29 protein-coding genes are annotated in these 24,209 nt (G+C 54.7%); 20 read left to right on the top strand and 9 right to left on the bottom strand.

Annotated features, from left to right (window positions below):
- Nucleotides 1–77: 77 nt before the first annotated feature.
- Nucleotides 78–1,397: a tetratricopeptide repeat protein gene (locus AC5Q5A_RS07085; protein ID WP_008890389.1), complete on the top strand. Its 1,320-nt coding sequence runs from the start codon at nt 78–80 to the stop codon at nt 1,395–1,397.
- A 239-nt stretch (nt 1,398–1,636) separates the two neighbouring features.
- Entirely contained in the window at nt 1,637–2,905 is a 1,269-nt protein-coding gene (locus tag AC5Q5A_RS07080) for an NAD(P)/FAD-dependent oxidoreductase (RefSeq protein WP_493894802.1), read from the top strand.
- 50 nt (nt 2,906–2,955) lie between these two features.
- Here AC5Q5A_RS07080 and fliP read toward each other — a convergent pair whose 3' ends face one another.
- The 5 genes from fliP to csrA all read right to left on the bottom strand — a co-directional run bounded on the left by fliP (nt 2,956) and on the right by csrA (nt 5,594).
- A complete protein-coding gene (fliP, locus tag AC5Q5A_RS07075) occupies nt 2,956–3,780 on the bottom strand; it encodes a flagellar type III secretion system pore protein FliP (RefSeq protein ID WP_417837117.1) in 825 nt (274 codons plus the stop codon).
- A complete protein-coding gene (locus AC5Q5A_RS07070) occupies nt 3,777–4,163 on the bottom strand; it encodes a FliO/MopB family protein (RefSeq protein WP_493894801.1) in 387 nt (128 codons plus the stop codon). The genes fliP and AC5Q5A_RS07070 overlap by 4 nt, the downstream gene beginning before the upstream one ends.
- A 183-nt stretch (nt 4,164–4,346) precedes the next feature.
- Nucleotides 4,347–4,682, bottom strand: coding sequence for a hypothetical protein (locus AC5Q5A_RS07065; RefSeq protein WP_493894800.1), 336 nt, complete (start codon nt 4,680–4,682; stop codon nt 4,347–4,349).
- A complete protein-coding gene (locus tag AC5Q5A_RS07060) occupies nt 4,679–5,095 on the bottom strand; it encodes an EscU/YscU/HrcU family type III secretion system export apparatus switch protein (RefSeq protein ID WP_493894799.1) in 417 nt (138 codons plus the stop codon). The genes AC5Q5A_RS07065 and AC5Q5A_RS07060 overlap by 4 nt, the downstream gene beginning before the upstream one ends.
- A 232-nt stretch (nt 5,096–5,327) precedes the next feature.
- Nucleotides 5,328–5,594, bottom strand: coding sequence for a carbon storage regulator CsrA (gene csrA, locus AC5Q5A_RS07055; RefSeq protein WP_120226358.1), 267 nt, complete (start codon nt 5,592–5,594; stop codon nt 5,328–5,330).
- A gap of 159 nt (nt 5,595–5,753) precedes the next feature.
- On the opposite strand from csrA, the gene AC5Q5A_RS07050 reads away from it, so the two are divergent.
- The 7 genes from AC5Q5A_RS07050 (at nt 5,754) to AC5Q5A_RS07020 (ending at nt 12,330) form a co-directional block, all read left to right on the top strand.
- Nucleotides 5,754–6,281: a flagellar basal body protein gene (locus tag AC5Q5A_RS07050; protein WP_232308331.1), complete on the top strand. Its 528-nt coding sequence runs from the start codon at nt 5,754–5,756 to the stop codon at nt 6,279–6,281.
- 23 nt (nt 6,282–6,304) lie between these two features.
- The gene (gene flgC / locus AC5Q5A_RS07045) at nt 6,305–6,712 is read left to right on the top strand and encodes a flagellar basal body rod protein FlgC (protein ID WP_063087529.1); all 408 of its coding nucleotides are present in this window, start codon (nt 6,305–6,307) and stop codon (nt 6,710–6,712) included.
- A gap of 45 nt (nt 6,713–6,757) precedes the next feature.
- On the top strand, nt 6,758–7,084 hold the full coding sequence (fliE, locus tag AC5Q5A_RS07040) for a flagellar hook-basal body complex protein FliE (RefSeq protein ID WP_338187885.1): 327 nt from the start codon (nt 6,758–6,760) through the stop codon (nt 7,082–7,084).
- A 185-nt stretch (nt 7,085–7,269) separates the two neighbouring features.
- On the top strand, nt 7,270–7,539 hold the full coding sequence (fliQ, locus tag AC5Q5A_RS07035; protein WP_063087530.1) for a flagellar biosynthesis protein FliQ: 270 nt from the start codon (nt 7,270–7,272) through the stop codon (nt 7,537–7,539).
- A 51-nt stretch (nt 7,540–7,590) separates the two neighbouring features.
- Nucleotides 7,591–8,355: a flagellar biosynthetic protein FliR gene (gene fliR, locus AC5Q5A_RS07030; RefSeq protein ID WP_008890378.1), complete on the top strand. Its 765-nt coding sequence runs from the start codon at nt 7,591–7,593 to the stop codon at nt 8,353–8,355.
- 50 nt (nt 8,356–8,405) lie between these two features.
- Nucleotides 8,406–9,476 (top strand): flagellar biosynthesis protein FlhB, encoded by a 1,071-nt coding sequence (gene flhB / locus AC5Q5A_RS07025; protein WP_063087532.1) that lies wholly within the window; start codon nt 8,406–8,408, stop codon nt 9,474–9,476.
- Between the two features lie 229 nt (nt 9,477–9,705).
- Nucleotides 9,706–12,330, top strand: a complete 2,625-nt coding sequence (locus tag AC5Q5A_RS07020) for a hybrid sensor histidine kinase/response regulator (RefSeq protein ID WP_493894798.1) — start codon at nt 9,706–9,708, stop codon at nt 12,328–12,330.
- Nucleotides 12,331–12,366: 36 nt separating this feature from the next.
- Here AC5Q5A_RS07020 and AC5Q5A_RS07015 read toward each other — a convergent pair whose 3' ends face one another.
- Both AC5Q5A_RS07015 and AC5Q5A_RS07010 read right to left on the bottom strand, forming a co-directional pair.
- A complete protein-coding gene (locus AC5Q5A_RS07015; protein ID WP_064782341.1) occupies nt 12,367–13,404 on the bottom strand; it encodes a sodium:calcium antiporter in 1,038 nt (345 codons plus the stop codon).
- An 85-nt stretch (nt 13,405–13,489) separates the two neighbouring features.
- A complete protein-coding gene (locus AC5Q5A_RS07010; RefSeq protein WP_493894797.1) occupies nt 13,490–14,389 on the bottom strand; it encodes a DMT family transporter in 900 nt (299 codons plus the stop codon).
- Between the two features lie 526 nt (nt 14,390–14,915).
- Between AC5Q5A_RS07010 and AC5Q5A_RS07005 the strand changes: the two genes are divergently transcribed.
- From AC5Q5A_RS07005 to AC5Q5A_RS06985, 5 genes are all read left to right on the top strand, one after another.
- The gene (locus AC5Q5A_RS07005) at nt 14,916–15,509 is read left to right on the top strand and encodes a hypothetical protein (RefSeq protein ID WP_493894796.1); all 594 of its coding nucleotides are present in this window, start codon (nt 14,916–14,918) and stop codon (nt 15,507–15,509) included.
- 168 nt (nt 15,510–15,677) lie between these two features.
- Entirely contained in the window at nt 15,678–16,397 is a 720-nt protein-coding gene (locus AC5Q5A_RS07000) for a substrate-binding periplasmic protein (RefSeq protein ID WP_493894795.1), read from the top strand.
- A 365-nt stretch (nt 16,398–16,762) separates the two neighbouring features.
- Entirely contained in the window at nt 16,763–17,452 is a 690-nt protein-coding gene (locus AC5Q5A_RS06995) for an ABC transporter substrate-binding protein (RefSeq protein ID WP_493894794.1), read from the top strand.
- Between the two features lie 77 nt (nt 17,453–17,529).
- On the top strand, nt 17,530–18,207 hold the full coding sequence (locus tag AC5Q5A_RS06990) for a hypothetical protein (protein ID WP_493894793.1): 678 nt from the start codon (nt 17,530–17,532) through the stop codon (nt 18,205–18,207).
- Between the two features lie 239 nt (nt 18,208–18,446).
- Nucleotides 18,447–19,346 carry a DMT family transporter gene (locus AC5Q5A_RS06985; RefSeq protein ID WP_197146893.1) on the top strand — a complete coding sequence of 300 codons (900 nt, stop codon included), beginning with the start codon at nt 18,447–18,449 and terminating at the stop codon, nt 19,344–19,346.
- On the opposite strand, the gene AC5Q5A_RS06980 is transcribed toward AC5Q5A_RS06985, so the two are convergent.
- Complete coding sequence (locus tag AC5Q5A_RS06980) at nt 19,347–19,901, bottom strand: hypothetical protein (RefSeq protein ID WP_493894792.1); 555 nt, start codon at nt 19,899–19,901, stop codon at nt 19,347–19,349.
- A 2-nt stretch (nt 19,902–19,903) separates the two neighbouring features.
- Nucleotides 19,904–20,692: a DUF4198 domain-containing protein gene (locus tag AC5Q5A_RS06975; RefSeq protein ID WP_493894791.1), complete on the bottom strand. Its 789-nt coding sequence runs from the start codon at nt 20,690–20,692 to the stop codon at nt 19,904–19,906.
- Nucleotides 20,693–20,797: 105 nt separating this feature from the next.
- On the opposite strand from AC5Q5A_RS06975, the gene nikR reads away from it, so the two are divergent.
- The 6 genes from nikR to AC5Q5A_RS06945 all read left to right on the top strand — a co-directional run bounded on the left by nikR (nt 20,798) and on the right by AC5Q5A_RS06945 (nt 24,181).
- Nucleotides 20,798–21,277, top strand: a complete 480-nt coding sequence (gene nikR / locus AC5Q5A_RS06970; RefSeq protein WP_008890365.1) for a nickel-responsive transcriptional regulator NikR — start codon at nt 20,798–20,800, stop codon at nt 21,275–21,277.
- A 285-nt stretch (nt 21,278–21,562) separates the two neighbouring features.
- Nucleotides 21,563–22,636 (top strand): recombinase RecA, encoded by a 1,074-nt coding sequence (recA, locus tag AC5Q5A_RS06965; protein ID WP_040823385.1) that lies wholly within the window; start codon nt 21,563–21,565, stop codon nt 22,634–22,636.
- Between the two features lie 298 nt (nt 22,637–22,934).
- Entirely contained in the window at nt 22,935–23,075 is a 141-nt protein-coding gene (locus AC5Q5A_RS06960) for an entericidin A/B family lipoprotein (RefSeq protein WP_008890360.1), read from the top strand.
- 53 nt (nt 23,076–23,128) lie between these two features.
- Nucleotides 23,129–23,305, top strand: coding sequence for a DUF1328 domain-containing protein (locus AC5Q5A_RS06955; RefSeq protein ID WP_008890359.1), 177 nt, complete (start codon nt 23,129–23,131; stop codon nt 23,303–23,305).
- A gap of 206 nt (nt 23,306–23,511) precedes the next feature.
- Entirely contained in the window at nt 23,512–23,655 is a 144-nt protein-coding gene (locus tag AC5Q5A_RS06950) for an entericidin A/B family lipoprotein (protein ID WP_008890358.1), read from the top strand.
- Entirely contained in the window at nt 23,642–24,181 is a 540-nt protein-coding gene (locus AC5Q5A_RS06945) for a GNAT family N-acetyltransferase (RefSeq protein WP_493894790.1), read from the top strand. Before AC5Q5A_RS06950 ends, AC5Q5A_RS06945 begins: the two co-directional genes overlap by 14 nt.
- The last annotated feature ends 28 nt before the right edge of the window (nt 24,182–24,209 follow it).

Here is a 24,209-nt window from a genome sequence, read left to right as displayed (position 1 = left end):
GCCTTTTTCGCCCAAAGTGGGTGTAAGCGCTATGATTCTGTTGGATTTTTTTGAGCGGTGAAGAGTGTAGTGCTGTGATGGATCGTGCACTTAAAATGGTCTATTACGATGAGGCGAATGTCGAAAAAGACATTTTCGCCCAGCTTTCGCTTGCCCAAAAGCATTATCTGGGCGACGGCATGCCGCGTGATGAGTCCGCGACCCGCCGCATCCTTGACCAAATTCACAGACAGAGCCGTGCTTTTGCGGCCGTTTGCTATGGCTATATGCGCAGCAAGGGACTCGGCGTTGCCGAGGATCTTGGCGAAGGCCAGCAATGGTACCGCGAAGCGGCCTACTGGTTTAACGAAGAAGCTGCCGCTGGTGGCCCGGTATCGGCAAACAACCTTGGTTATCTCTATGCCAAGGGGCTTGGCGTTCAGGAGAATGCCGAAACGGCGGCGCACTGGTTTGAAGAGGCGATCGAGTTCGGCTCTGTCGCAGCGCTTTACAACCTTGGTGTTTGCTATCTGAACGGTTGGGGCGTGCCGCAGGACGACGAAAAGGCTGTGTCCTATTTCGAACGCGCAAGCGAACTGAATGACCCGTCTGCTGCCAGCGTTCTGGCATACCTTTATCTTGAAGGCCGCGGGGTTCGTCGCGATCCGTCGAAATCGTTCGAGTTTAACATGCGCGCGGCCCGTGCCGGCAGTGTCGAGGCCGCATCGGCCCTTGGCTATGCCCTCGGTGTCGGGCTTGGCGCGGAACGCAATATCGCCGAAAGCATCAGCTGGTTTGAACTTGCCGCAAGCGAAGGCGATGCCTATGCCCAGGCCAACCTTGCGATGTATTTCTGCCATTCATCGGATTTGAAACTGTTTGACCGCGGCTGGAAGATGTTGAGCCATGCGGTTAATCAGGGGGATGCATCTGCGAAATATCAGATGACCCAGATCCAGATTTTCGGTGTGCCGCACCGTGAACCCGATTACGCCAATGCACTGGACCTTGCCATGGATCTGGCCGAGCTTGGCCATCCGGGCGGTTATCACCTGATCGGTGTGATGTACGAACATGGCCTTGGTGTACCGGTTGATATGGTGCGTGCGGCGACCTGGTATGAACGTGCCGCCCGCAAGGGATCGGCAAATGGTCAGGCAGCACTTGGACGCCTTTATGCGATTGGCAGTGGCGTCGAACAGGACAATATTCTGGCCTATTACTGGCTGAAAATGTCGGCACCGACCGAAGGCAGTCAGGCGCAGCGCGAAATGGGGGCAATCCACGCCCGCATGAGCGAGGATGAACGCAAGGTAGCCGAAAAATACGTGGCGGAAAATCCCGGCCCGCGTCGCGGCAGCTTCGGCCTCAAGCCGCTTGAACAGGATGTTTTCAAATCCGGCCGCCGCCAAGGCTAGGACCGGATATCCGTTGGGCGCCAAAGCCCAAGTCTAGGGAAGACCAAAAGCCGTCCTGCGCTGCAGGCGGCTTTTTTATTTGCCGATCGGGTTGGAGGGATGGTGTTGTTACCAACGGCGCGCGATACATCAGAACTAATCCATTGATGCCATCTGGAATTGAGTTATGGTTTTAAAATCAGTTCGTTAACCCCATTGATTTCCGAGTTCCGCCTCAATGCTTCGTGACCGAGGTCCAAATGCAAGATGATCTGACGTCGGTCTGGGAAGCGACCGCGAATAACGCGCCCGAAACGCAAAAGCCCGAAGGCGAATACGCTTGCGATGTCTTGGTTATCGGTGGCGGCTTCACCGGGATGTCCTGCGCGCTTCAGCTTGCCAAGGGCGGTGCGTCGGTGACTGTGGTGGATACCATCCGGCCGGGTTTTGGCGCGTCCGGGCGCAATGGCGGGCAGGTGATCCCGGGGCTTAAACACGATCCGGACAAGATAGACCGGCTTTATGGCGAATCCTCAACCGCGTTTGCCGGTAAAACCGCCGAGACGACATTCAACCTGATCAAGGAACACGACATAGACTGCGATGCCACGCCAAGTGGCTGGATACAGGGGGCGGTCAAGCGCGATCACCTTGGCTGGTTGGAAACCCGCATGCGCGAATGGCAGACGCGCGGGGCAGATGTCAAAATGCTCGATACCGCCGAAATTCAGGCCCTTACAGGAAGCCAGCGCCTTGTCGGTGGATGGCTCGATAACCGGGCAGGCCAGTTGCATCCGTTGAAATACATTCGCGGTCTGACGCGGGCAGCCCAAGCGGCAGGGTGTCGGGTATTTGCACCGGCACCGGTTCAGCGCGTTAAAAGCATTTCCGGGAAATGGCATGCCGAGATTGGTGATGGCACGGCATCCATCACAAGCGACCATCTGGTGGTTGCGACAAACGCCTATTCCGGCGACCTGTTTCCGAAATTGCGCAAAAGCCTGATCCCGGTAAACAGCTTTCAGGTGGCAACAGCGCCACTGAGTGAAGAACAGCTTGCGACAGTGCTACCGACCAAAACACCCGTTTCCGATAGCCGCCGGATTGGCAATTATTTCCGCATTGGTCCGGGCGGACGCCTGATGATCGGGGGGCGGGGATCCTTTGCCGATCCCGTCAGTCGCGCGGCCTTCAAGGGGATCATCTCGGAACTTCATGCCTATTATCCGTGGACGAAGTCGGTTCCGATTGAGTTTTGCTGGTCGGGCCGTCTTGCCATGACTTATGACCATTTGCCGCATATTCATCGCCCGGTGGACAATATGACGATGGCGGTTGGCTATAACGGGCGCGGGGTGGCGTTGTCGACGTCACTGGGCAAGGCAATTGCCGATAACCTGTTGGCACCCGATACGCCGTTGCCCCTGCGGTTCAGTGACATCAGCCCGTTGATTGCCCATGACATGCATCGTGCCTATGCGACGATTGCGATCTGGTATTATCGCCTGCGGGATTACCTCGAAAGCTGAGGTAAGCTGTTTTTCTGTTGTCTGAGATGCGACGTTTTTGGCCCGTCGGCCTATCCGCCGAAACTCTCGACCAGTGATCCGGCAATCAGGTACCAGCCATCCACCATCACAAAGAAGATCAGTTTGAACGGCAGGGAAATGATGACCGGCGGCAGCATCATCATACCCATCGACATCAGGATACTGGCGACAACCATGTCGATGATCAGAAACGGAATAAACAGCAAAAAGCCGATTTCGAACGCACGGCGCAATTCACTGATCATGAAGGCAGGGATCAGCGAGCGCAGCGGGATGTCGTCAGGGGATGTGATTTCCTCGATCCCGGCCAGATTAACGAACAGCTGAAGATCACGTTCGCGGACCTGGGTCATCATGAAATCATGAACCGGTTTGACGGACCGCTCGAACCCTTCGAATTCATCAATGTTGCCATTGATCATCGGTTCCAGACCCTCGTCCCAAACGCGTTCCAAGGTCGGCATCATGATAAACAGGGTCAGGAACATCGCCAGACTGATCAGAACCTGGTTCGGTGGCGATTGCTGAATGCCAAGGGCGGTACGAAGCAGGCTGAGAACCACGATAATACGGGTAAAGGACGTCACCATCATCAGGATGGCCGGCGCGATGGACAGAACCGTGATCAGGCCGATCAACTGGATCAGACGTCCCGATGATGTCACCCCGGGACCATCGCCAAGATCAAAGTTGAATGATTGCGCATGAACGGTGTCGCCGCCGGCCATGATGGCGATCAGCGGGATCAGCGACCAGATTGCGCAAAGCGTTAACCAGCGCGGCGCGCGCCAACCAGTTTTAGCCGGTTTCACATCCTGGGTGCGTGCTGATGGTGATGGGATGCCACGGTTCATGCAGGCGCATTCCTGTCAGTCTGATCGGTGTCTTTTGGGCTGTTGGCTGTGATTGAGCTATCCGAAGATGCGGGGATTTCATCAGCAAGGCTTTGATTGCCAAGGATTTCGCTGAATTGTGTGCCGATATTACGTTCGATCACAGTGTCGCCATTCGGGCCAAGCATGACAAGATGTTCGGTATCATCGCGTTTGAGCAGAACCAGACGGCGTTTGGTATCGACCGGGACGACTTCAACAACGGACAGGCGTCTTTTCACACCACGGCGGTTGATGTTGCGCGCACCGGGTACAAACCGTCGTGCCAGAAGGGCAAATACGCCAATAATCCCCAGCACAAAAAGCAGGGCGGCCACAAACCGGAAATAGGCGCTTAGTTCCATCAGGCAGTTTTCCCCGTCGACAACCTGTGACGCTCAGTTGGCAGGTTGATCTTGAAACGATCACCTGTCTTCATGTTTCTGTTTACCGTGCCGTGCAAGGTCAGGCAAGGCAGCATCACATGCGCTGCCGCCAAAGGTCTGTTTCAAGGGCCGGTTTTAAATCAGCACCTTAGTGGCCAGGGCCTATTTCGTGCGGGCGGCCTGCGCATAGGCATTTGTTGCCTGTGCGGTGTTGCTGATGCCGCGCAGCTGGCGCTGGATGTCGCTATATTCCTGCTGCATGCGCGTTTCGAACTCTGCCAGTTCCTCGCTCAGGGCAGCAAGCAACGGGGCAACTTCCTGGCGCTGGTCCGGGGCCATGGTACGGGCCTTCTCGCACAGATCGGCAATGCGGCTTTCAAGCGCTGCCAGTTCAACCACCTTGCCGTCTTCAAGGTATCGCTGTCCCGTGCGAATCAATGACAGGACGCGCTTCAGGTCGTTCTTGAACTGATCGGGCTTGTACTGTTCTGGGCTCATGATGGGCCTTCCCCGTTTACGTCATTATTTGGTGTGGCCATGATCTGATCTTCGGGATCGGACTGGCTGCGCGACGAACCGCCATAGATGCGATTGATCCGGTATATATAGTTCAAAATCTCGGCGACGGCGGCAAAGGCTTCAAGCGGGATTTCGCTTTCAACATCGACAGCCATCAGAATTTCGGTCAGGTCACTGTCCTTGCGGACCTTGATGCCGTTGGCAAAGGCGACTTGCAATATCTGTTCCGCAACGTTGCCTTCGCCCTTGGCACTTAATGTCGGGGCATTATCCTTCCCATGCCGATACCGCAGCGCGACCGCCTTTTGGTCATGCGCACCCGGTGCGGCAAGATTTTCCGTCCTGCTTGCCGGGGTGTCGGTAATGTCATAGGTGGGCTTTTTCCCGCTCATTCGGTTCTTCAACTCAGGACGGTTTGCCGTGCCAGTCTGCGGCGATCAACCTCGATAGCGTCGACCATAGACCCAAGATGGTCAACAAATCGTTGTCGCCGAGCGCTGCGATGAGTAGTTGGGCAAACGACAGTCAGATGACACAGTCGATAATCATCGAGCTGAGATGGTCTGTAAGCGGGATGTCAGTGGGGTGGGGATTTAAGCGATAAGCAGGGCGGAGGCATACGGCCTAATCGTCGCTGGAATCGCTCTTTTTCTCGGAGGTGGTCTTGTCGGATGATCCGACAGTGCCGAGATGGCGAATAAGATCTTCGCTGACAGCGGCCGAGCGGTTTTCTTCCTGAATGCGATCATAAAGTTCGCGACGCAGAACCTGCACATCTTCGGGGAAGGTGAAGCCGAGCTTTACGGTCTTGCCGCGCACCTCAACGACAGTGACTTCAATATTGTCATCAATGACAACGGAGTCGCCAACTTTTCGTGTGAGATAGAGCATGCAATGTCCCGGTTTCGATAGATAGATGACAAATATAATTCGTCAGATGAGCTCAATATGCCCGGTTTCATACTCGGGGTCTAGTACCCGCAGTGATTAGAACGAAATGCGGGCAAATTCAACGCTGTTTTTATGTTTGGCACGCTACGTGCATTTGTGTTGGCAGGATTTATCGGGGCGGCAAAAACGGCCCTTCGAACGATCCGGGTCCGATCAGGGCGTGATGTTAACTTCGGCTTTACCCGCGCACTCAATACTGCAAGACGCGCAGACAAGGAGCAGGAAATGGATATCGGCAAACTTGGCATGTTCGCCAACCTCAAAGAGAAGATGGACTGGCTGACACAGCGTCAGGAAGTCATCGCGCAGAATATTGCCAACTCCGATACGCCAAACTACCGCGCCAACGATCTTAAGGAATTCGACCCGAAGAATATCGGCCGCGACCGCCAGTTCATCCTTGCGATGCAGGCGACCACGCCGGGCCATAGTCAGGGTCTTAACAAACCGCAGAACTTCAAGGACGAGGAAGTGCGCAAGAACTATGAAGTCGCACCGGGCAAAAACGCCGTGATCCTTGAAGAACAGATGGTCAAGATGAACGAAAACCAGGTCGATTATCAGACCATGACCCGTCTGTATGCCAAACAGAAATCAATGTTCATTTCGGCCCTTGGCCGCATTTAACCTGTCGTTAGAGAGTAAGAACCATGGAACTTTACAAGGCTTTTAAAATCTCGGCTGCCGGTATGCGCGCACAGGGTACCCGTCTTCGTGTTGCGGCTGAAAACGTTGCCAACGCAGACAGCCTTGCAACGGCACCGGGGCAGGAACCCTATCGCCGCAAGCTTCTGACGTTTAAAAACGTCATGGACCGCGAAGTCGGTGTCGAGATGGTCAAGGTCAATAAGGTGATGCCGGATCGCTCTGATTTTGGTATGAGATATGAACCAAGCCATCCGGCAGCAAACGATCAGGGCTATGTTCAGACCCCGAACGTTGAAACGCTGGTCGAAATGATGGATATGCGCGAAGCACAGCGTTCATACGAGGCCAACCTCAATGTGATCCAGTCATCGCGCAGTATGTTGCTCAAGACCCTTGATATCCTGCAATAGGCAGTCGATATAACGGGACAAGAACACGCTTAAGGATTGATACCCATGGTCGCAAGCTTCAACGATGCTATTTCTGCCTACCGCAATGCGGCCGCTGGCAAGACCAACACCGTTACGGAGAGCGTAACCGGTTCGGGCCAGTCCGTGAACCCGGGGGAAAGTTTTGCCGACATGGTCAAGGGGGCGGCATATGATGCCCGCGATACCATGAAAGTCAGCGAACAGATGACCCAAAAGGCCATTACCGGTGATGCCGAACTGCACGAAGTGGTGACTGCGGTATCTGCTGCCGAAGTTACCCTGCGTACCGTTGTCTCGGTTCGTGACAAGGCCGTTGAAGCCTATCAGAGCATTCTCAACATGCCGGTTTGATCGGCATTTTCAGACGCCCTTGATAAAACCGCGCGATCATTCGCGCGGTTTTTGTGTTTTTGGGGAAATCCGCAAGGAAGCGTTTGATAAGTCAGGAAATCATGGCAAAACCCGTGATAAATCCTGTATGAAGGATAAAGGCCCGAAGCGGCCCGCATGACAAGACGGCGAAACAGGAAGACCCGATGGATCAAGCTGAAATCATGGACGTGGCCTATGACGCGGTGTGGACACTGCTGAAAGTCACCACGCCGTTGATGCTGATTGCGCTTGGGGTTGGCCTGATCATCGCCCTGTTTCAGGCCCTGACGCAAATTCAGGAAATGACACTGACCTTCGTGCCCAAAATTCTGGTGATCTTCATCGCGCTTCTGGTTTTGCTTCCGTGGATGATGACCGAGATGGTTGAATTTATGGGCCGAATGGTTGACCACTTTATCGGGCTACCGAATTAGCGATAAACCCGCCGCCCGCCAGCGTGGATGAGTAAGGCAGTCGAAGACGACATGGATCTTCAAGAACTTCTTACGCTGAATGTTTACGTCGTCCTGATGACTTTCGCCAGGGTGGGGGCGGCCTTTGCCTTTATGCCGGGTATAGGGGCGCGTTCAGTCCCGGCACGCGCGCGCCTGTTGTTTGCCTTTTGGGTGGCGGTTGTCATTTCACCGTTGGCCGGGCCGCTTTTCCCGCCACAGCCCGCTGATGCGCCGTCTCTTTTGGTTGGTATCGGATATGAAGTCACGGTGGGATTGTTCTTTGCCCTGTTTGCCCAGGTGATGATGGCCGGAATCCAGACTGCCGGGTCGATTATTGCCTATCTGTCATCGATGGCGAACGCCTTTACCGCCGATCCGTTGTCCGGGGCACAAAGTGCTGTGACGGGTAATTTCCTGATGCAGGTCGGGTTGGTGTTGCTGTTTGCCACTGGGATGGATCACCTGATGATCCAGGCGGTGTTTGAAAGCTACACCCTGTTTCCGCCGGGCGGTGTTTTGCCGGTGGGCGATATGAGTGAGTTTTTTGCAAGGGCGCTGAATGACAGTTTCGCGATTGCGATGCAGATGTCGGCACCGTTTCTGGTGGTAGCAATCTGTTTGCAGATTGCGTTGGGTCTGCTCAACAAGTTGATGCCGCAATTGCCGGTGTTCTTTGTCGCGATGCCGGTCCAGATCGCGATCGCACTGCTTTTGTTGACCTTGGCCCTGCCATCCATGATGATGGTTTATCTTGCATATTTCGAGAACGGGCTTGAGGCGTTTCTTAGTCCGTAAGGCAATGACGGGCAGCATTTTCACTCGCATTGCCAAGCATGGGTTTGCCAATGGCAGAAGAAGACGACAGCCAAAAGACAGAAGACCCCACAAGTAAAAAGCTTGAGGACGCGCGAAAGAAAGGTCAGGTACCGGTTTCCAAGGAAGTCGGCAACTTCATGATCCTGTTCGGCGGTGGTCTTGTCATGACCATGCTCGGGCCGAGCATGGCCGCAAGCGTGCGCGATCTTGCTGTCGGTTTCCTTGAACATCCACATCGATTTGATGTCACCCAGGCGGGCATTCCTGGTCTGTTTGAAGACGTAATTTTGGGCATGCTTTGGGTGCTGGGCATTCCGTTTGTGCTGTTGATGTTTTTTGCCGCAGCCGGGCACATCGTTCAGAACGGTATCGTCGTTGCGATGGAACGGATCGAACCCAAGCCCGATAAACTGAACCCGCTGACCGGGCTCAAGAACCTGTTTTCGATGAAAAGCATGGTCGAGTTTGTCAAAAACGTCAGCAAGATCATCCTTGTTGGCGTTGTGCTTGGCCTCGTGATCGTGCCTGAACTGATGGACGTTGAACTCTATCCGCAGCTATCACTCGGCCTGACGCTTGAGCGCCTCTACGACATGATCGTGATCCTGCTGATTGCGACTATTTCGCTTACTGCTGTGATTGCCGGGCTCGACTTTGCCTATCAGAAGTACGAGTTCAATCAGAAAATGAAAATGTCCAAGCAGGAGATCAAGGACGAATACAAACAGACCGAGGGTAGCCCCGAGATCAAGGCAAAGGTCCGCCAGATCAGGATGGAACGCGCCCAGCAGCGCATGATGTCAAACGTGCCCAAGGCCGACGTGGTGATCACCAACCCGACGCACTTTGCCGTCGCCCTGCAATATGACATCGATACCATGGGGGCGCCGGTATGTATCGCCAAGGGGCAGGACAATGTCGCGCTTAAAATTCGTGAAGTTGCCGAGGAACACAACATCACGATCATGGAAAATCCGCCAGTTGCGCGTGCCCTGTTTGCCACCGTCGAAATCGATCAGGAAATTCCGCCAGAACACTACAAGGCCGTTGCCGAGATCATCTCCTTCGTCTTCCGTCAGCGCGGCAAGAAACTCGGATAAATATTGCGTGTCATGCGATCACAAAAATGACGTGTTCCGGGGGCAACATTCTTCGAAAGGCAGGGCCGGATTTGGTTCCTGCCTTTGGCATATCTTGTGGGAACTGCGTTCTATTTGTCGCGATTGCCGGGCAGTCCAATCGACGATAAACTTGCCGGTAGCCAGTCGGGCGATAAGCAGCTAAAAGTATAGACTATTTTGTTAAGTTATTGTCGTTAAAGGCGGTCGCGTGCTGTTTCGGGGGCTTATCCTTGCTGTAAGTGTCGCATTCGTTGCGTTTGTCTTCGTCCTAATGGACGTATTGGCAAAGGCGGGGCTTGACGCGCGTCTAATGTGGATCATCGGTGCGATGGTCACCGGTGTTGCGGTGGTCGCGGTTGCGTCATTGTCGCTGTCAGCAAAGCTTCGAAATGGCGGGCATGATGGGCTTGGCCCGCTGATTTCGGGCTTTGCCAAATCCGATATTGGTGTTGCACTGATTGATGCCTATGGCCGCACGCTTTACGCCAACCCGGCCTTTTCATCCAAGCTCGGCATTGAAGCCGGATCGGACATGCTGTCCGCGCTTGAGGCGCGCCTGTCCTTCCTTGGGATTGGCAGTGAGGAACTGGCCGAATTGCGCACACGTGCAATGCGCGGTGAGGGCGGGCAGATGTTTGTCGATCTGTCGCGTTCTGAAAAGTATCAGGCCGATATCGCCCCTTCGGATGCGGATGACGAAACCCCCGAAGAAGCCACAGACGGCGAAGAGGCTGACAAAGAAGCCGACGGCACGCCTGATACGAACAACGTCGCCAATGGTGCCTGTCTTCGCATTTCTGTCACTGCGGCCGATGTGCGTGCCGGCAAGATGCTTTGGACTGTTGATGGTGTCGACAGCGCTGTGATGGCCGATGGCGGATCTTCGTTGCTGTTACCGGCTGAAGATACCGAGAAACGATTTGCCCTGTCGGGGCCGCAGGCCAGTGAAATGGTCGCCAACCTTCCAGTTGCCGAGGCACAGGGTGGGTTTGAGCACGCCGATCAGATGATCGAACGCCTGCCGGTCGGGGTGTGCGGGCTCGATGAAGAAGGCCGCATTCTTTACCTCAACCGCCGTCTGGCAAGCTGGCTGGGTGGAGAGCCCGAAGATTTCAACAACGGGTCGGTTGAACTTGCCGATCTGATCGTTGGTGACGGCGTTAATGGCGAGGTCAAATTCAAGGTTGCCGGGGGCGAACCCATTCGTTGTTTCGTGACTCACTCGATCAATGCGCCGGGCACCGGGCCTGTGCGCAGTCAGGCCGTGATCTTCCCTGATCCGATGCCGGCCCACGAATGGGAACATGCACTGGCCGAAACCGAACGTCGGGTGCGCTGGTTCTTTGATGAAAGCCCGCTTTCGATCGTTCTTGCCGATATGTCTGGCACAGTAACGGATGCCAACCGCGCCTTTATCGATACGGCCGGTCAGATGCATCACAAGGTTGTTGGTCGTTCGATCCTGGAACTGATCGTGCCCGAAGACCGTGACGAAGTGGCGCGTTACCTGTCCAAGGCCGTGATGGGCATGGGCAAGGGGGGGCAGATTGAAGCCCGCCTTTCGGGATCACGCGGGGTTGCCGCCCAGATTTATCTGCAACGTGTGGCGGGCCGTTCGGGCGAAGCCGGTGCGTTGCTGTTGAACTTCCTTGATACGACCGAACAGAAGAACCTTGAGGAACAATTTGCCCAGTCCCAGAAAATGCAGGCTGTCGGTCAGCTTGCCGGCGGGGTGGCGCATGACTTCAATAACCTTCTGACCGCGATGATCGGCTTCTGTGATCTGTTGCTGTCGCGTCACGGGCCGGGTGATCCCAGCTTTGCCGACATCATGCAGATCAAACAGAATGCCAACCGTGCGGCCAATCTTGTCCGGCAGCTTTTGGCGTTCTCGCGTCGTCAGACGTTGCAGCCGAAAATCATCAATATCACCGATGCGCTGGCCGAAATGTCCAACCTGCTGCGCCGTCTGATCGGCGAGAAGATCGATCTTAAGGTCAGTCACGGTCGCGACATAGGTCTTGTAAAGGTCGACCCGGGCCAGCTTGATCAGGTGATCATTAACCTTGTCGTCAATGCGCGCGATGCCATGGCGGGCGAGGGCGGGACACTTACGGTTCAGACCAGCACCGAAATTATTGACGAGCCGACTGCAACCGGCACCGAGGTCATTCCGCCGGGCGATTATATCGGTATCAAGGTGACCGATAACGGCATCGGCATTCCCAAGGACAATCTGACCCGCATTTTCGAGCCCTTCTTCTCGACCAAGCAACGCGGCGAAGGGACGGGTCTTGGGCTTTCGACCGTCTATGGCATCGTCAAACAGACCGGCGGCTTTATCGCGGTCAACAGCGAAGAGGGCAAAGGCACGACCTTTACCATCTATTTGCCGCGCTATGAGGCGTCCGAGGCCGAACTTGCCGAAACGCAAGCCGTTGTCGAAGAAACCCCGTCGCGCGATCTGACCGGCACCGGCGCGATCTTGCTGGTCGAGGATGAGGACGCTGTGCGGACCTTTGGTGCCCGCGCCCTTCGCAGCAAGGGCTATGACGTGCTTGAGGCCAATAACGGTGACAATGCGCTTGAGGTGCTAAACAACACCGACAAGGTCATTGATCTGGTGATTTCGGACGTGGTCATGCCGGGCATTGATGGCCCGACCCTGATCCGCATGCTGCGCGAGAAAAAGCCAGAACTGAAGGTCATCTTCATCTCTGGCTATGCCGAGGATACCTATCGCGACGAGCTTGATGAAGAAAACGGTGTGCACTTTCTGCCCAAGCCATTTTCGCTCAAAGACCTTGCGACCAAGGTTAAGGAAGTGCTTTGAGGCGTTTACGCCACAGGCTAGCCCGCCGCATAGAATCTAGCCCGCCAGATAGAATATTGATCCACCATAAAGTGCCAGCATCGCGAAGCTTTCCCAGCCGATATTGCCAATGCCACGGCGTTCGCGGTTGAGCATCCCCAACAGCAACACCCCGCTCATCAGGATAACCAGCGCGATCGTGAAGATGTGCTGATCGGTAAAGGCAGCGTAGATGGAACCTTCGCGATAGGCAAAGTCGGATGCGGCCAAAAACAGCACATCAAACGCATTGCCGCCGATGATGTCGCCGACCGCCAGATTAACCGCCCCCATCCGCACAGCGGCAATGGCCGAAACAAATTCCGGGAAGGATGTTGAAATCGCGGTCAGGAAGGTGCCGACGGCGGTCTCGCTGATCCCGGTAACCGCAACGATTGCAAGGCCAGCCTGCCCGATGACGTGGCCGGCAATGGCGGTCAGAAGCGCGAAGGCCAGAAATTCAACCCATAGCCGAACGGAGCTTTCCGGGTGGGTGTCGGCTTCGTCATGTTTGGCGTCTTCTTCGGTCAGGTCGGTTTTCTTGGGATGCCACATCGGTTCATCACGGATCTCAGACAGCAGGTTCAGACCAAACGCGTAGATGATGAACAAAAGGATCGATGCCGGGTGAATGTGAAAAATCATCCATTCCGGCCCGGCATAGGCCAGAAGCGGCACGGACAGCATGCTTAAAAGAAGGGTGGTTTGCGCAAGGCCGGTTGCGCTGGCCGCGGCATGTTCGAGATTGCCCTTACGATAAACCAGATCGGCAATTGCCAGAAAGGTTGTCTGGGCGGCGATCCCGCCAAGCGCATTGCCAATCGCAAGATCAGTATGGCCCTGCCATGCGGTCGTCACCGACAGGACACTGCCCGGCAGGCTGGTCGACATGCCGACGAACAGTGCGCCTGCGATGATTTGCCCCATGCCGGTACGCTCGGCCAGTTTGACGGCAATCCCTGCAAGTCGGGTCCCGGCAAAACCGATAATCAGTGTGCAGACCGCAAAGGTCATAACAATTATGCCGAGCGACTGCTGGCCAAGGTCAAAGGGCATGCGCTGCTTTCCGTGATCAGAGAGGACTATCTAGTCTAACTTCTCACAGGCGTGCTTGTTCCTTGGCAGATGTGGTGCGCGTGGCTTACGGGATTTCAGGGACGCTCGGACGCGGACGCAGCCATGCCGGTACAAGGTTCAAAACCAGCGCACAGCCCAAGATGATTGTGATCCCGCCAATGAACTGCATGGCGGAAAGTTTTTCACCCAGAACGGTTGCCCCGATAAAGACGGCAATCACGGTGACCAGAAACTCCACGCTGATTGCCCGCGTCGGCCCGATGGAGGCGACCAGTCGGAAATAGGCGATATAGGTGCACACACTCATCAAAACTGCGGCAATGATCAGATACAGATAGTCCATGGCAACGGGTGTGCGTTCCAATGGCACGGCAAAGATCAGCGGAAAGGTCATCAATCCACCAAACAGAAACGCCCCGATGGTGGTTTCCCAGTTGCCACTGTTGCGCAGATGGCGGCTGGCATAGTTGCTGCCAAAGGCCGCACACAGGGCGGCAAGGATTGATGCCACACAGCCAAGGGCAAATTCGAACGTGACCGGGACGGCGGGGAACCCGACCAGCAAGACAATGCCGCTGATGCCAAGTACCAAGCCGGCAAAGCCCTGTCTTGTGGTGCGTTCAAGGCCCCAAAGTTGACTGATGATCATGGAAAACAATGGAATGGCTGCGACGAAAATGGCGGCCATCGCGGTCCCGATCCGCGGTGCGGCATAAGAAAGGCCGATCAGTTGCCCGGCAACCGTGGTGGCACCGACAATGGCAAAGGGGCGCCAACCAGCAGAAAAATCAAGTTTGCGGCGAAACAACCGGGCAAGAAGGTAAAGCGATCCCGCGGCAATCAGGGCGCGGAAGGTGACGGCACCGACCCAGCCAAAGGCCTCGACAATTTTAACAACAACGAGGAATGACAGTCCCCACACGATGGCAAGGAACAGGTAGCGGGCGATATCCCCTGGTTTCATCGAGGGTGTCCGGAATATGGGGCTTGGTGCATCCAAGGGGGATGCAGGGCGGCACGGTTGAAAATTCTGGTGGCTTGGTGGCGCTGCTTTCCCGATTTCCGGGCCAGCCGCGCGCAGATGGTGCGCGCCATTTTTTCATCGGTCAAGCGAGGAATGCTTGTAATTCCAAAACATCGGGGGTTGCAGCATGTCGCACTCGGGACAAGATGTATTGATGTTATGAAGGATATGCGCATTCGGCGCTGGTCACATCATACAATAAGACGTATCGTTTGGTCTGTTGCGGTGCAAACGCCAGAACAAACAAGTTCCAGAGCATTCCGAAATTGCGGAACGTCGGCGAACAAAAAAGAAAATAGACCAACGCCTCTTGGGAGTATGTATGGCTCGCTATTCAAGCCACAGGTTTGCCCGAAACTGTGTTTTTGCAGTGATATGTTTCATTGCCCTATTGCTTTCTTTCCGGCTTTTGCCCGCTGCCAGTGCAGATGAGAAATGTATTCGTATTGCGATGCCGGAAATCTACGTGGATCAGCAAAAAATCGAGCTCTATCGCAAGGCGATGGCAGACGTTGGCCTGTGCGTTCATCCCGAAGCCATGCCGCAAACACGTGCGGTGGCAGCACTGAATTCCGGGCAACTTGAAGGGGTTTTTGCATCGCGTGAAGATCTGCCGGAACTTGTTAGCGTGCCATTGATTTCCGGTGATGTGCTGCTTGGTCGATTGGCTGGATATCTTGTTGTGCGCGACGGTCCCGTCAATGGTATTTCAGATCTCACCACAGAGGTCCTTGGCGTACCGCTTGGCGCGACCTGGTGCACCAAGCTTGTTGAGCAATACGCAAACGTGATCAGGGTGCCGCGCGGTACAGCGATGTTAAAGGAAATGCTGGCCGAAGGGCGCATTGATGCGATGCTGGCTGATGCCTATTCGCTTGGTCTTGCAGGCGGTGTACCCGAAGGATATAAGGCCGTTGAGGTTGATCATTTTGATGTGCATAGCTGGCTGAAAGCTGAGTTTGCCGATATCAAACCGCAATTTGACCGCGCCACGCGCGCCTTTCTGGCAAAACTTGGTATTACGGTATCCTGTTGCGATAAGGCGGATCCTCCGAATTGAAACCCCCTAAGGCTGATAACTCGCCGCTAGGCAATCAGCGGGTTTGAATATATCTTTTCAATCAACGGATTAAAAAATCTGGAACGACAGAACTTGCCAACCAGGTGCAAGCTGAACTTCCCGGGATTCGGTTACTCAACAAACAGTTGGTGCCGTGGGAGACTGAAAATGGCGAGCTTTCAATTGCACACGTTCCTACGAAACTGTGCCCTGACACTGTTCTGTTTGGCGGCGCTTTATCTTTCCTTTGCCATGCTGCCCGGCGCAAAGGCAAAGCAGCCATGCCTGCGCATTGCCATCCCCGAAGCCACAATTGGCGATACCGGACACGACATTTACCAGGCGGCAATGAATGATGCCGGTCTTTGTGTCGAACCTGTTTTGATGCCCCATGCGCGAACGTTCATGGCAATGCGCCATAAACAGATTGATGGCGTCTTTGCCATGCTTGAAACATACGGGAAGACGACCGAAACGCCTGTGATCCGCGGCAGTGTCATTTTGGGGAAACCCGATGGTATGTTTGTTGTTAAAAAGGATGGGCCCAAAACCCTGTCAGAGCTTACGTCTGAACAGATCGGCGTCTGGTTGGGAACAGGCTGGTCAGAAAAGCTTCTTGAACATTATGACCACGTTGTGCCCATCGCCGGTGGACCGGAGTTGATGATGGAGATGCTTGTGAAAGGGCGTCTGGATGGCATTTTGCTCAATGACTATTCATTGCGCAGCCAGGGTGGTGCGCCGGAAGGGTTTGTTGCAATCCCTGTTGCCAATCTCGCCGTCTATAGCTTCCTTCGGGCCGAACATGCCGAACAGATGGCGAAATTTGACAATGGCACCGTCCGCTTCCGGGAAAAGATAGCGGCCTTGCGCAAGGACCCCTCCTGAGCCGCATCAAACTTTGGGTCAAAGGCATTCCCGCCTTTGCGGTTGTGTGCTGCACTGCGCGGTAAAATTTCCTCCGGCGCCCCGCCAGCTTGGCTTTAATTCTGGCGCATAATGCTGCAGTGCGACCTATACGTTTGCCTTAAACGATCGGCAAACAGGCGCTTGCACGCGCTTTTGGATTGCACTTATAGTTTTCCCTAACGGCAAAAGCCGAAACCAAAGAACAATGAAAATGACCCGACCGCAAACAATGACGGCGGGCAGATCAGGTAGGCTCGCAACACGTCCCGCTATCACCGGGAAGATGTTGCCTTGGGGGTGATACTATGGCGCTTCGCAAGCCCAATGCGATCGTTCGATCGTGTATGTTCGCTGTCATTTTTCTGGCAGCACTTTTCCTGTCATTTGAATTGCTGCCCTCGGCAAAGGCAGACGAAGAAGTCTGTCTCAAGATTGCCTTGCCGGAAATGGCCGATCATGTTCGCTCTGCCGAGCGGTACCGTGCCGCGATGGCAGAGGCCGGGTTATGTGTGCAGCCGGTCTGGTTGCCAAACAAACGCACCGCTGTTTCGCTTAAACGCGGCGAAATCGATGGTGTCTTTGCCAGCGGCGAAACCATTCGACAATCGGCTGGTGTGCCGCTTGTTTCCGGGGCGGTGGTTGTTGGACGTCCCAAAAGCCTTTTGATCACGGCTGACGACACCGTGAAATCACTCAATGATCTAAAAAACAAGGAAATCGGCGTCTGGCTGGGCGACGACCACGGCAAACAGGAACTGGTCGGTCTTGCTGATATCGTCACCGTACCCGGGGGTGCCGGGATGATGTTGCGCATGCTCCGTCTTGGGAGGCTGGATGGCCTGTTGATTGACGATTTCTCGCTTAATCAGACCGAAGGGGTGCCGGAAGGCTATCGCACCATCGAACTGGAAACCCTTACGACCTATAGCTGGCTGCGCAAGGAATACGAGGCCCTGTTGCCGCAATTCGATCGGGGAACATACCTTTTTCGGGCTGCACTTGAGCCGGAAATGGAAACCGAAACAAAATCGTGAATCTCGTGAGCGGAACTGATAGGTTGAAGTTATATAATCTTTTCTAATGTATCTAGATCAGGCTTGGAGTCCGCTGTATGCGGTTGTTCGGTACTGCCAGTGTATTGATTGCTCTTATGATAGTCATATGGCAGCCAATTTCAGTAAGAGCACAACCGTGTTTGCAACTGGCTGGTCTTGAAGACGCCATCGGCAGAGAAGTCGGTGAAAAGCTCGAACACATCTTTGCCGGTCATAACCCCTGCCTTTCAGTGCAATATATGCCTGCAAGTCGTTCAGAGGCGCTGCTTCTGAGTGGTGAGATTGATGGTGATTTTCCAAGGTTGCCGGAGTTCGCGCCTTATGTTGGCGCCAAGGCAGTGATGGTTCCGGTCCCGCTTATCTCTGGTGAGGGGGTGTTGGTAACCTCTGACCCTGCGATCAAATCCGTTGATGATCTTGGTGCCGTGACATTGGGCCTTCGTCGTGGCACCAAATGGTCCTCGGAGGCTGCTGGCGGGCATATCAACCGGATATTTTTGCCATCATATGACATTGTCGTTGATATGTTTCTAAGGCGTCGTCTTGATGCGTTTCTGATCGAAAGCAACAATCTGAAACAGTATGAAGCGCAACTGGCTTCTGCGACGAAAACGGTGGTCAGGCAGGGGCACGCCTATCTTTGGCTTTCGAAGAAGAACGAAAAATATTTGCCAGAGATCACCCGTGTGCTGACTCAATCTGATTTTCAGACACTTAATGCCTACGATCAATGAAGATCAAACGTGTCCCGCCTGCGTTGTGTTCTTAAGACAATAATCTGATCTGTCTGCTTGCAATTTTGCGGACGGAAAACTTGCGTGCTTAAGGGCGCGTGCGTCTTTGTAAGGTAATAAAAGCCATTGCAAATGACGTAAAACTCCGCTGTATGACGAAGGCGGGTATGCGCTACCAAGGCCTGCACTCATAACTGGTGTTAAAGCCAGACAGACAAACCCTTTCGGAAACGCGCCCCATGATTTCCCTTTTTGGCGAGGCTGCTGCCTTTACTGCTGCGCTCTGTTGGGCGAGTTCCAGCATGATCTTTTCCAATATCGGCGGCAAGGCAGGGGCGCAGACGGTTAATCGCGGGCGTCTGGCCTGTTCGATCTTTTGTCTGACCATTTTGCATTGGATCCTTCAGGGCCAGCCATGGCCGAATGCCGTGACGTGGGAACAGCTTGGCTGGTTGTCGCTTTCATCGGTTTTGGGCCTGGTGATTGGCGATGCCATGCTGTTTCAGGCTTTTGTTCTGATCGGTGCGCGGCTTTCGATGTTATTGATGTCGACCGTTCCGATCATGGGCGCGGTTCTGGCCTGGGTCCTTTTTGATGAAACGCTGCGCCCGATTGAAATCACCGGGATCGCCTGTGGGGTGGGCGGGGTTTTGATTGTCATTCTTGGCAAAAAGGGCCGCCCGATCGGGCTTGAGGGACGCAATTACGCCATCGGCATTCTGTTTGGTTTTGGCGGCGCGGTCGGGCAGGTCGCAAATCTGATCACGGCGAAATATGCCCTGATTGATGGCTATTCCGCGCTTTCCGCCACCTGGATCAGAACACTGGTCGCCGTGATCGCCATGTGGGGATTGGCGATCATCCTTGGCCGGGTGCGGCGGACTGTTACGGCCTGTATCGCGCCGGATGTTGGCAAATGGCTGTTGCTCGGCGCGCTTATCGGGCCCGCAATCGGTGTGTGGCTTTCAATGCTGGCGGTTCAAAACGCCAATGTCGGGATTGCCTCAACCCTGATGGCGCTGCCGCCGGTTATTCTGATCGTTTATGAAGGCCTGATCCTGCGCAAGCCGGTCGGCATTCAGGCCGTAATCGGAACCTGCCTTGCCTTTGGCGGGGTGACCTTGCTGTTCATGCCCTGATCAGTTCGACTGTTTCCGAGCCATCTGGCGACGCTGCCAAAGCATAAGCCCGCCAAACAGGTTGGCGAGGATGCTGAAGCCAAACAGGATGCTTGCCCAAATCGGCAAATCAAACAGCGCGGGCGTGCCTTGGATGGCCGTTGCCGACGACGCAGCAGCTGTCTGTCCGCCCGCTGGGGGGGCGGTGACTGTGGCGGTGGTGGTATCGGTTGGCTGATAGGTCAATTGCACAACATGCCCCATGCCATCGGCCACCTTGATGTGGAGTTCACTTGGCGCATCTTGTGGCGATGAGCTGCCAAGCCCAAGCGAAAACTGACCGATCCGGTCCGTGCGCGCCTTTTGCCAGACCTTGCCGTCCTTGGTTGTGACAACCACCTCGGCAAAGGCCATCGGGGATCCGTCGGTATATCGGAAACCATAGGTCTTTGTATTGGCGCTATCTTCGACCTGCCAGCCAGCGCCATGGGCATGGGCGGGGGCAGGGACGGCCAATGGCCCTGCAATCAGCAGGGCCACCAGAACCGATAAATATGCAAAACCGGTCCGTGCCATGATCATTTATCAACGGCGAATGATAGCGTCGCACGGATGTTGTGGTTGCCGACACCTTCCTCGGCATCAGGCATGTCAGCCGCGACACGCACAATCCACAAACCGGGCGCCGAAATCCGGACCTTGGCAATGCCACTGCCAGCCTCGGTGCTCAGCGTTTCGGTCGCATAGGCCCAGGATGACGGTGTTTCAGTAAATCCGGCATAGGTTGCCAGAACCGATGTCGTCAACGGGTGGCCGTTCAAAAGGATCTGGAATTCGGCATCCTCGCCAACCTTGGTGTCACGCGGATCACTGAGCGGCACGATTTCAAGCGCATCACCAAGTGATTTGGTAATAAAATCAGCTGAGCCTTGGCCACCCACCAGAAGCTTGGCAAACTTTTCATAGCGGGTCGATGCGATGGCATCGGGATGTTCATCGGCGCCGCCAGCCTGCCAGCCATCGGGGGTCTGGGACCAGACAACACCCAGACGATGGCCGGAAATCCAGGCAGCGGTATCGGGCACTTCAAACGTACCGATCAGATTGGGCGCGTTGTCATTTTGGGAAATCGCAATGTCGTTCGTGCCGTCAGCGGTGATCAGTGTGGCGCGCACATCATTGACGCCTTCTGCTTCTTCCGGAAGGCCAAACTGATGGGTTGAATCAAGGATAAGTGTCGCATTCTCGCCCGGCTTCGCCATCTCAGGCGATTGGCTTGCGATGAATTCATGGGCGTTTGCCGACAGACCGATCAGGAGCGTTGCGGCACCAATCACCATGCTTGCTGCGAACTTTGGTTGAAACATTTGCGTTCCTTTGGGAAATTGTTTTTATGGAAGAACCATGTGCGGGTGTGAACTTTTCAAAAAAGATCATACTCGTCAAGCCGTTGATTGTGAGAGGTAGTCAAAATGACCCGCGTGACCGTATCGATTGAAGACGATCTGATGGAGGCGTTTGACGCGTTTCTTGATCACCGCGGCTATACCAACCGGTCAGAGGGATTTCGCGATCTGATCCGTGAAAAGCTTCAGAACACCAAGCTTGAAGACAATGCCGACGGGGTCGGGATTGCGGTTCTGAACTATGTCTATGATCACGAGGAACGCATGCTGGCATCACGCCTGATGAGTACCCAGCACGAACATCACAATCTGACGGTTTCCACGGTTCACTTCCATATTGATCATGATACCTGCCTTGAAAGCGTGACATTGCGCGGGCGGCTTTCGGAAATCCGTGCCTTTGCCGACAAGGTGCTGGCTCAGCCGGGCGTGCGCCACGGGCAGCTTTATACCGTGCCGGGCGAACTGCATGTCGAAAGCCATCATCATGGCGATGATCATCACGGACATGCCCATAAGCACGAACATCTTAAAATCACCACCTGATCGCGTTGCCAAATCGTCGCTGACCCCACGCCCCGTTATTGTCGGGCGGGCGGTTGATGTGTCTGTTCTCTGAAAGTTCTGCTCGATGCAATGAGAACAAACTTGCAACATCCGAATTTTTGTGAGAATGTTCGCATTATGTTCTCAGTTGTTTTGTCGATAAGAACGTAGTGGCAGGCTGCGGCAACAGGCAAAACAGTCTAGCGGTGGCGTTCCGCATTATAGGTCCGGGGAACCGCCTGCGTTGCATCCAACCCGGCCCTGTGGAATAAGAGAGTTCGAGCAATGATTCAGACCGCGCTGCATTTGGTGGATAAGGATACTATGGATAAGCAGAAGGCACTCGAAGCCGCCCTTGGGCAGATCGAACGGGCATTTGGCAAAGGTTCGATTATGAAGCTGGGTCAGCGGGAAAGCGCCGTTGATATCTCAGCCATTTCAACCGGTTCGCTCGGTCTTGATATCGGACTGGGCATTGGCGGTCTGCCGCGTGGCCGTATCGTCGAAATCTATGGTCCGGAAAGTTCGGGTAAAACCACGCTGGCGTTGCACACGGTTGCCGAAGCCCAGAAGCTTGGCGGGACCTGTGCGTTTGTCGATGCCGAGCACGCGCTTGACCCGGGATATGCCCGCAAGCTGGGTGTGAATACCGACGAACTCCTGATTTCGCAGCCCGATGCCGGTGAACAGGCCCTTGAAATCGCTGACACGCTGGTGCGTTCTGGCGCAATTGATGTTCTGGTCGTCGATTCGGTTGCTGCCCTTGTGCCGCGCGCCGAACTTGAAGGTGAGATGGGCGATACGCACGTTGGTCTGCAGGCCCGCCTGATGAGCCAAGCACTGCGTAAACTCACAAGCTCCGTTTCGCGTTCGAACTGCATGGTCATCTTCATTAACCAGATCCGTATGAAGATTGGCGTGATGTTTGGCAGCCCGGAAACCACGACCGGTGGTAACGCGCTTAAATTCTATGCCTCTGTCCGCCTTGATATTCGCCGTATCGGTCAGATCAAGGACCGCGACGAAGTCGTTGGTAACCAGACGCGTGTCAAGGTCGTCAAAAACAAGATGGCCCCGCCGTTCAAGCAGGTCGAATTCGACATCATGTATGGCGAAGGCATTTCCAAGATGGGTGAAATCCTTGATCTTGGCGTCAAGGCCGGCATCGTCGAGAAATCCGGTTCCTGGTTCTCCTATAACTCGACCCGTATCGGTCAGGGCCGCGAGAACGCCAAAAGCTTCCTGCGCGAGAACCCGGAAATGACCAAGGAGATCGAAAACAGCATTCGCGAGAGTGCCGGTCTGATCGCCGAAGCCATGACCAATATGAGCGAAGACGAACCGGTCAACGACGATTGATCTGATCAATCAGGTGACATGATTTCAAAGGGCGGGATACATCTGTACCCCGCCCTTTTTCGTTCGCAATCGATCGGTCTGGTTTCACAGGGAATTGTGTAAAGGAGGCCCGCCGTGATCTCCTTCACTTGACGTGCCCCAAAATGATCACGATTGAGAAAATATCATTTAGAATCAATGGATTGTAATGCTGTTCGCGCCGGAAAATTTGACCGGGAAGAACAGTGCCGGGAACAATTATGGGTTGTCGCCGTTTGATTTCCTGTGAGCTTTGACACCATCAATCAGGAGAATGAACATGTCGAATACGATGAAAAAGTTTCTCGCGATTCTGATGATTTCGGGTATGGGCCTTGGCCTTGCTGCCTGTGAAACTGCCGAAGGCTTTGGCGAAGACGTCGAAGATGCCGGTGAAGCAATCCAGGACGGCGCTTCCTGATCTGTAACGGATCGTTATTCATTATCTTAAAGCAACAATAGTGGGAGAATCCCATGCTAGGTTGGGCAATATTCTGTTTGGTTCTGGCGCTGATCGCCGCCGTTCTCGGCTTTGGCGGACTTGCAGGGACATTCGTCGGGATCGCAAAGATCTTGTTCTTTGTTTTCCTCGTGCTGTTTGTCGTATCGCTTGTCGTCAACGCGTTGCGTGGCCGTCGCCCGCCGGTCTGATGACCAGACAGTTGCAAAACTGCACGAAGCATACATGCCTATAGAAAGGACGCCATTTCGGCGTCCTTTTCTGCGTTAAGTGCGGCAAACGGCCCTTGTGCGCGATAACGGTTGCAAGCCGGATGCCCCGAGGCCAGAATATCGCGATAAACAACAAGACAGGCGACATGCCTGTTATCCGGACTTGAATGGAGCATCCTGCAAAGATGGAAACGATGACAAAACGTCTTCTGGCCGTCCTGATGGTTATTGGCTTTGGTCTTGCCCTTGGTGCCTGCGAAACCGCCGAAGGATTTGGTCGCGATATGGAAAAACTCGGCAAGTCGATCCAGGACAGTGCAAACGACTAGTCCACGAACGACCCATCTTCAGACAAACTGTCTTCACACAGACCGCCTCGACCTTTCGGCGGCCAGATTGGCCGATATCCCCGACCTTTATGCGTTCCTTGGTGATCGTGACGCCATGCGGTTCACCCAGTGTGATGAAAGCTTTGCGGCGTGTCGCAAGCGCGTACTGGTCCATGAATGGTTCCGGCGCCGCGATGGATTTGCACCATGGGTCGTAAGGCTGCGCAAGTCTGGCGACATCATTGGATGGGGCGGGCTTTATACCGATCCGTTTGATCCCGGTTGGGGGCCGGAGCTTGGCTATTATCTGGCGCCGAACGCCTGGGGGCAGGGGATTGGTCGGGAACTGGCGACTGCGGCGCTTGACTATGGGCGGGGCAGGACATCGATTTCGTGTCTGACCGCCTTTGCCCATCCGCAAAATTTGGCGTCGCGCAAATTGTTGCTGGGCCTTGGCTTTGAGGCCGCCGGGTTTGTTAAGGAAATGAACCGGGATCGATTCACATTATTGCTGAAAACCGGCTGAAATTCGGCTGCCTTTGGCCCGACTGAGC

This window comes from Thalassospira sp. CA1 (assembly GCF_059052855.1).
The sequence above is the reverse complement of the archived record's forward strand: the minus strand, read 5'-3'. Positions and strand labels throughout refer to the sequence as shown.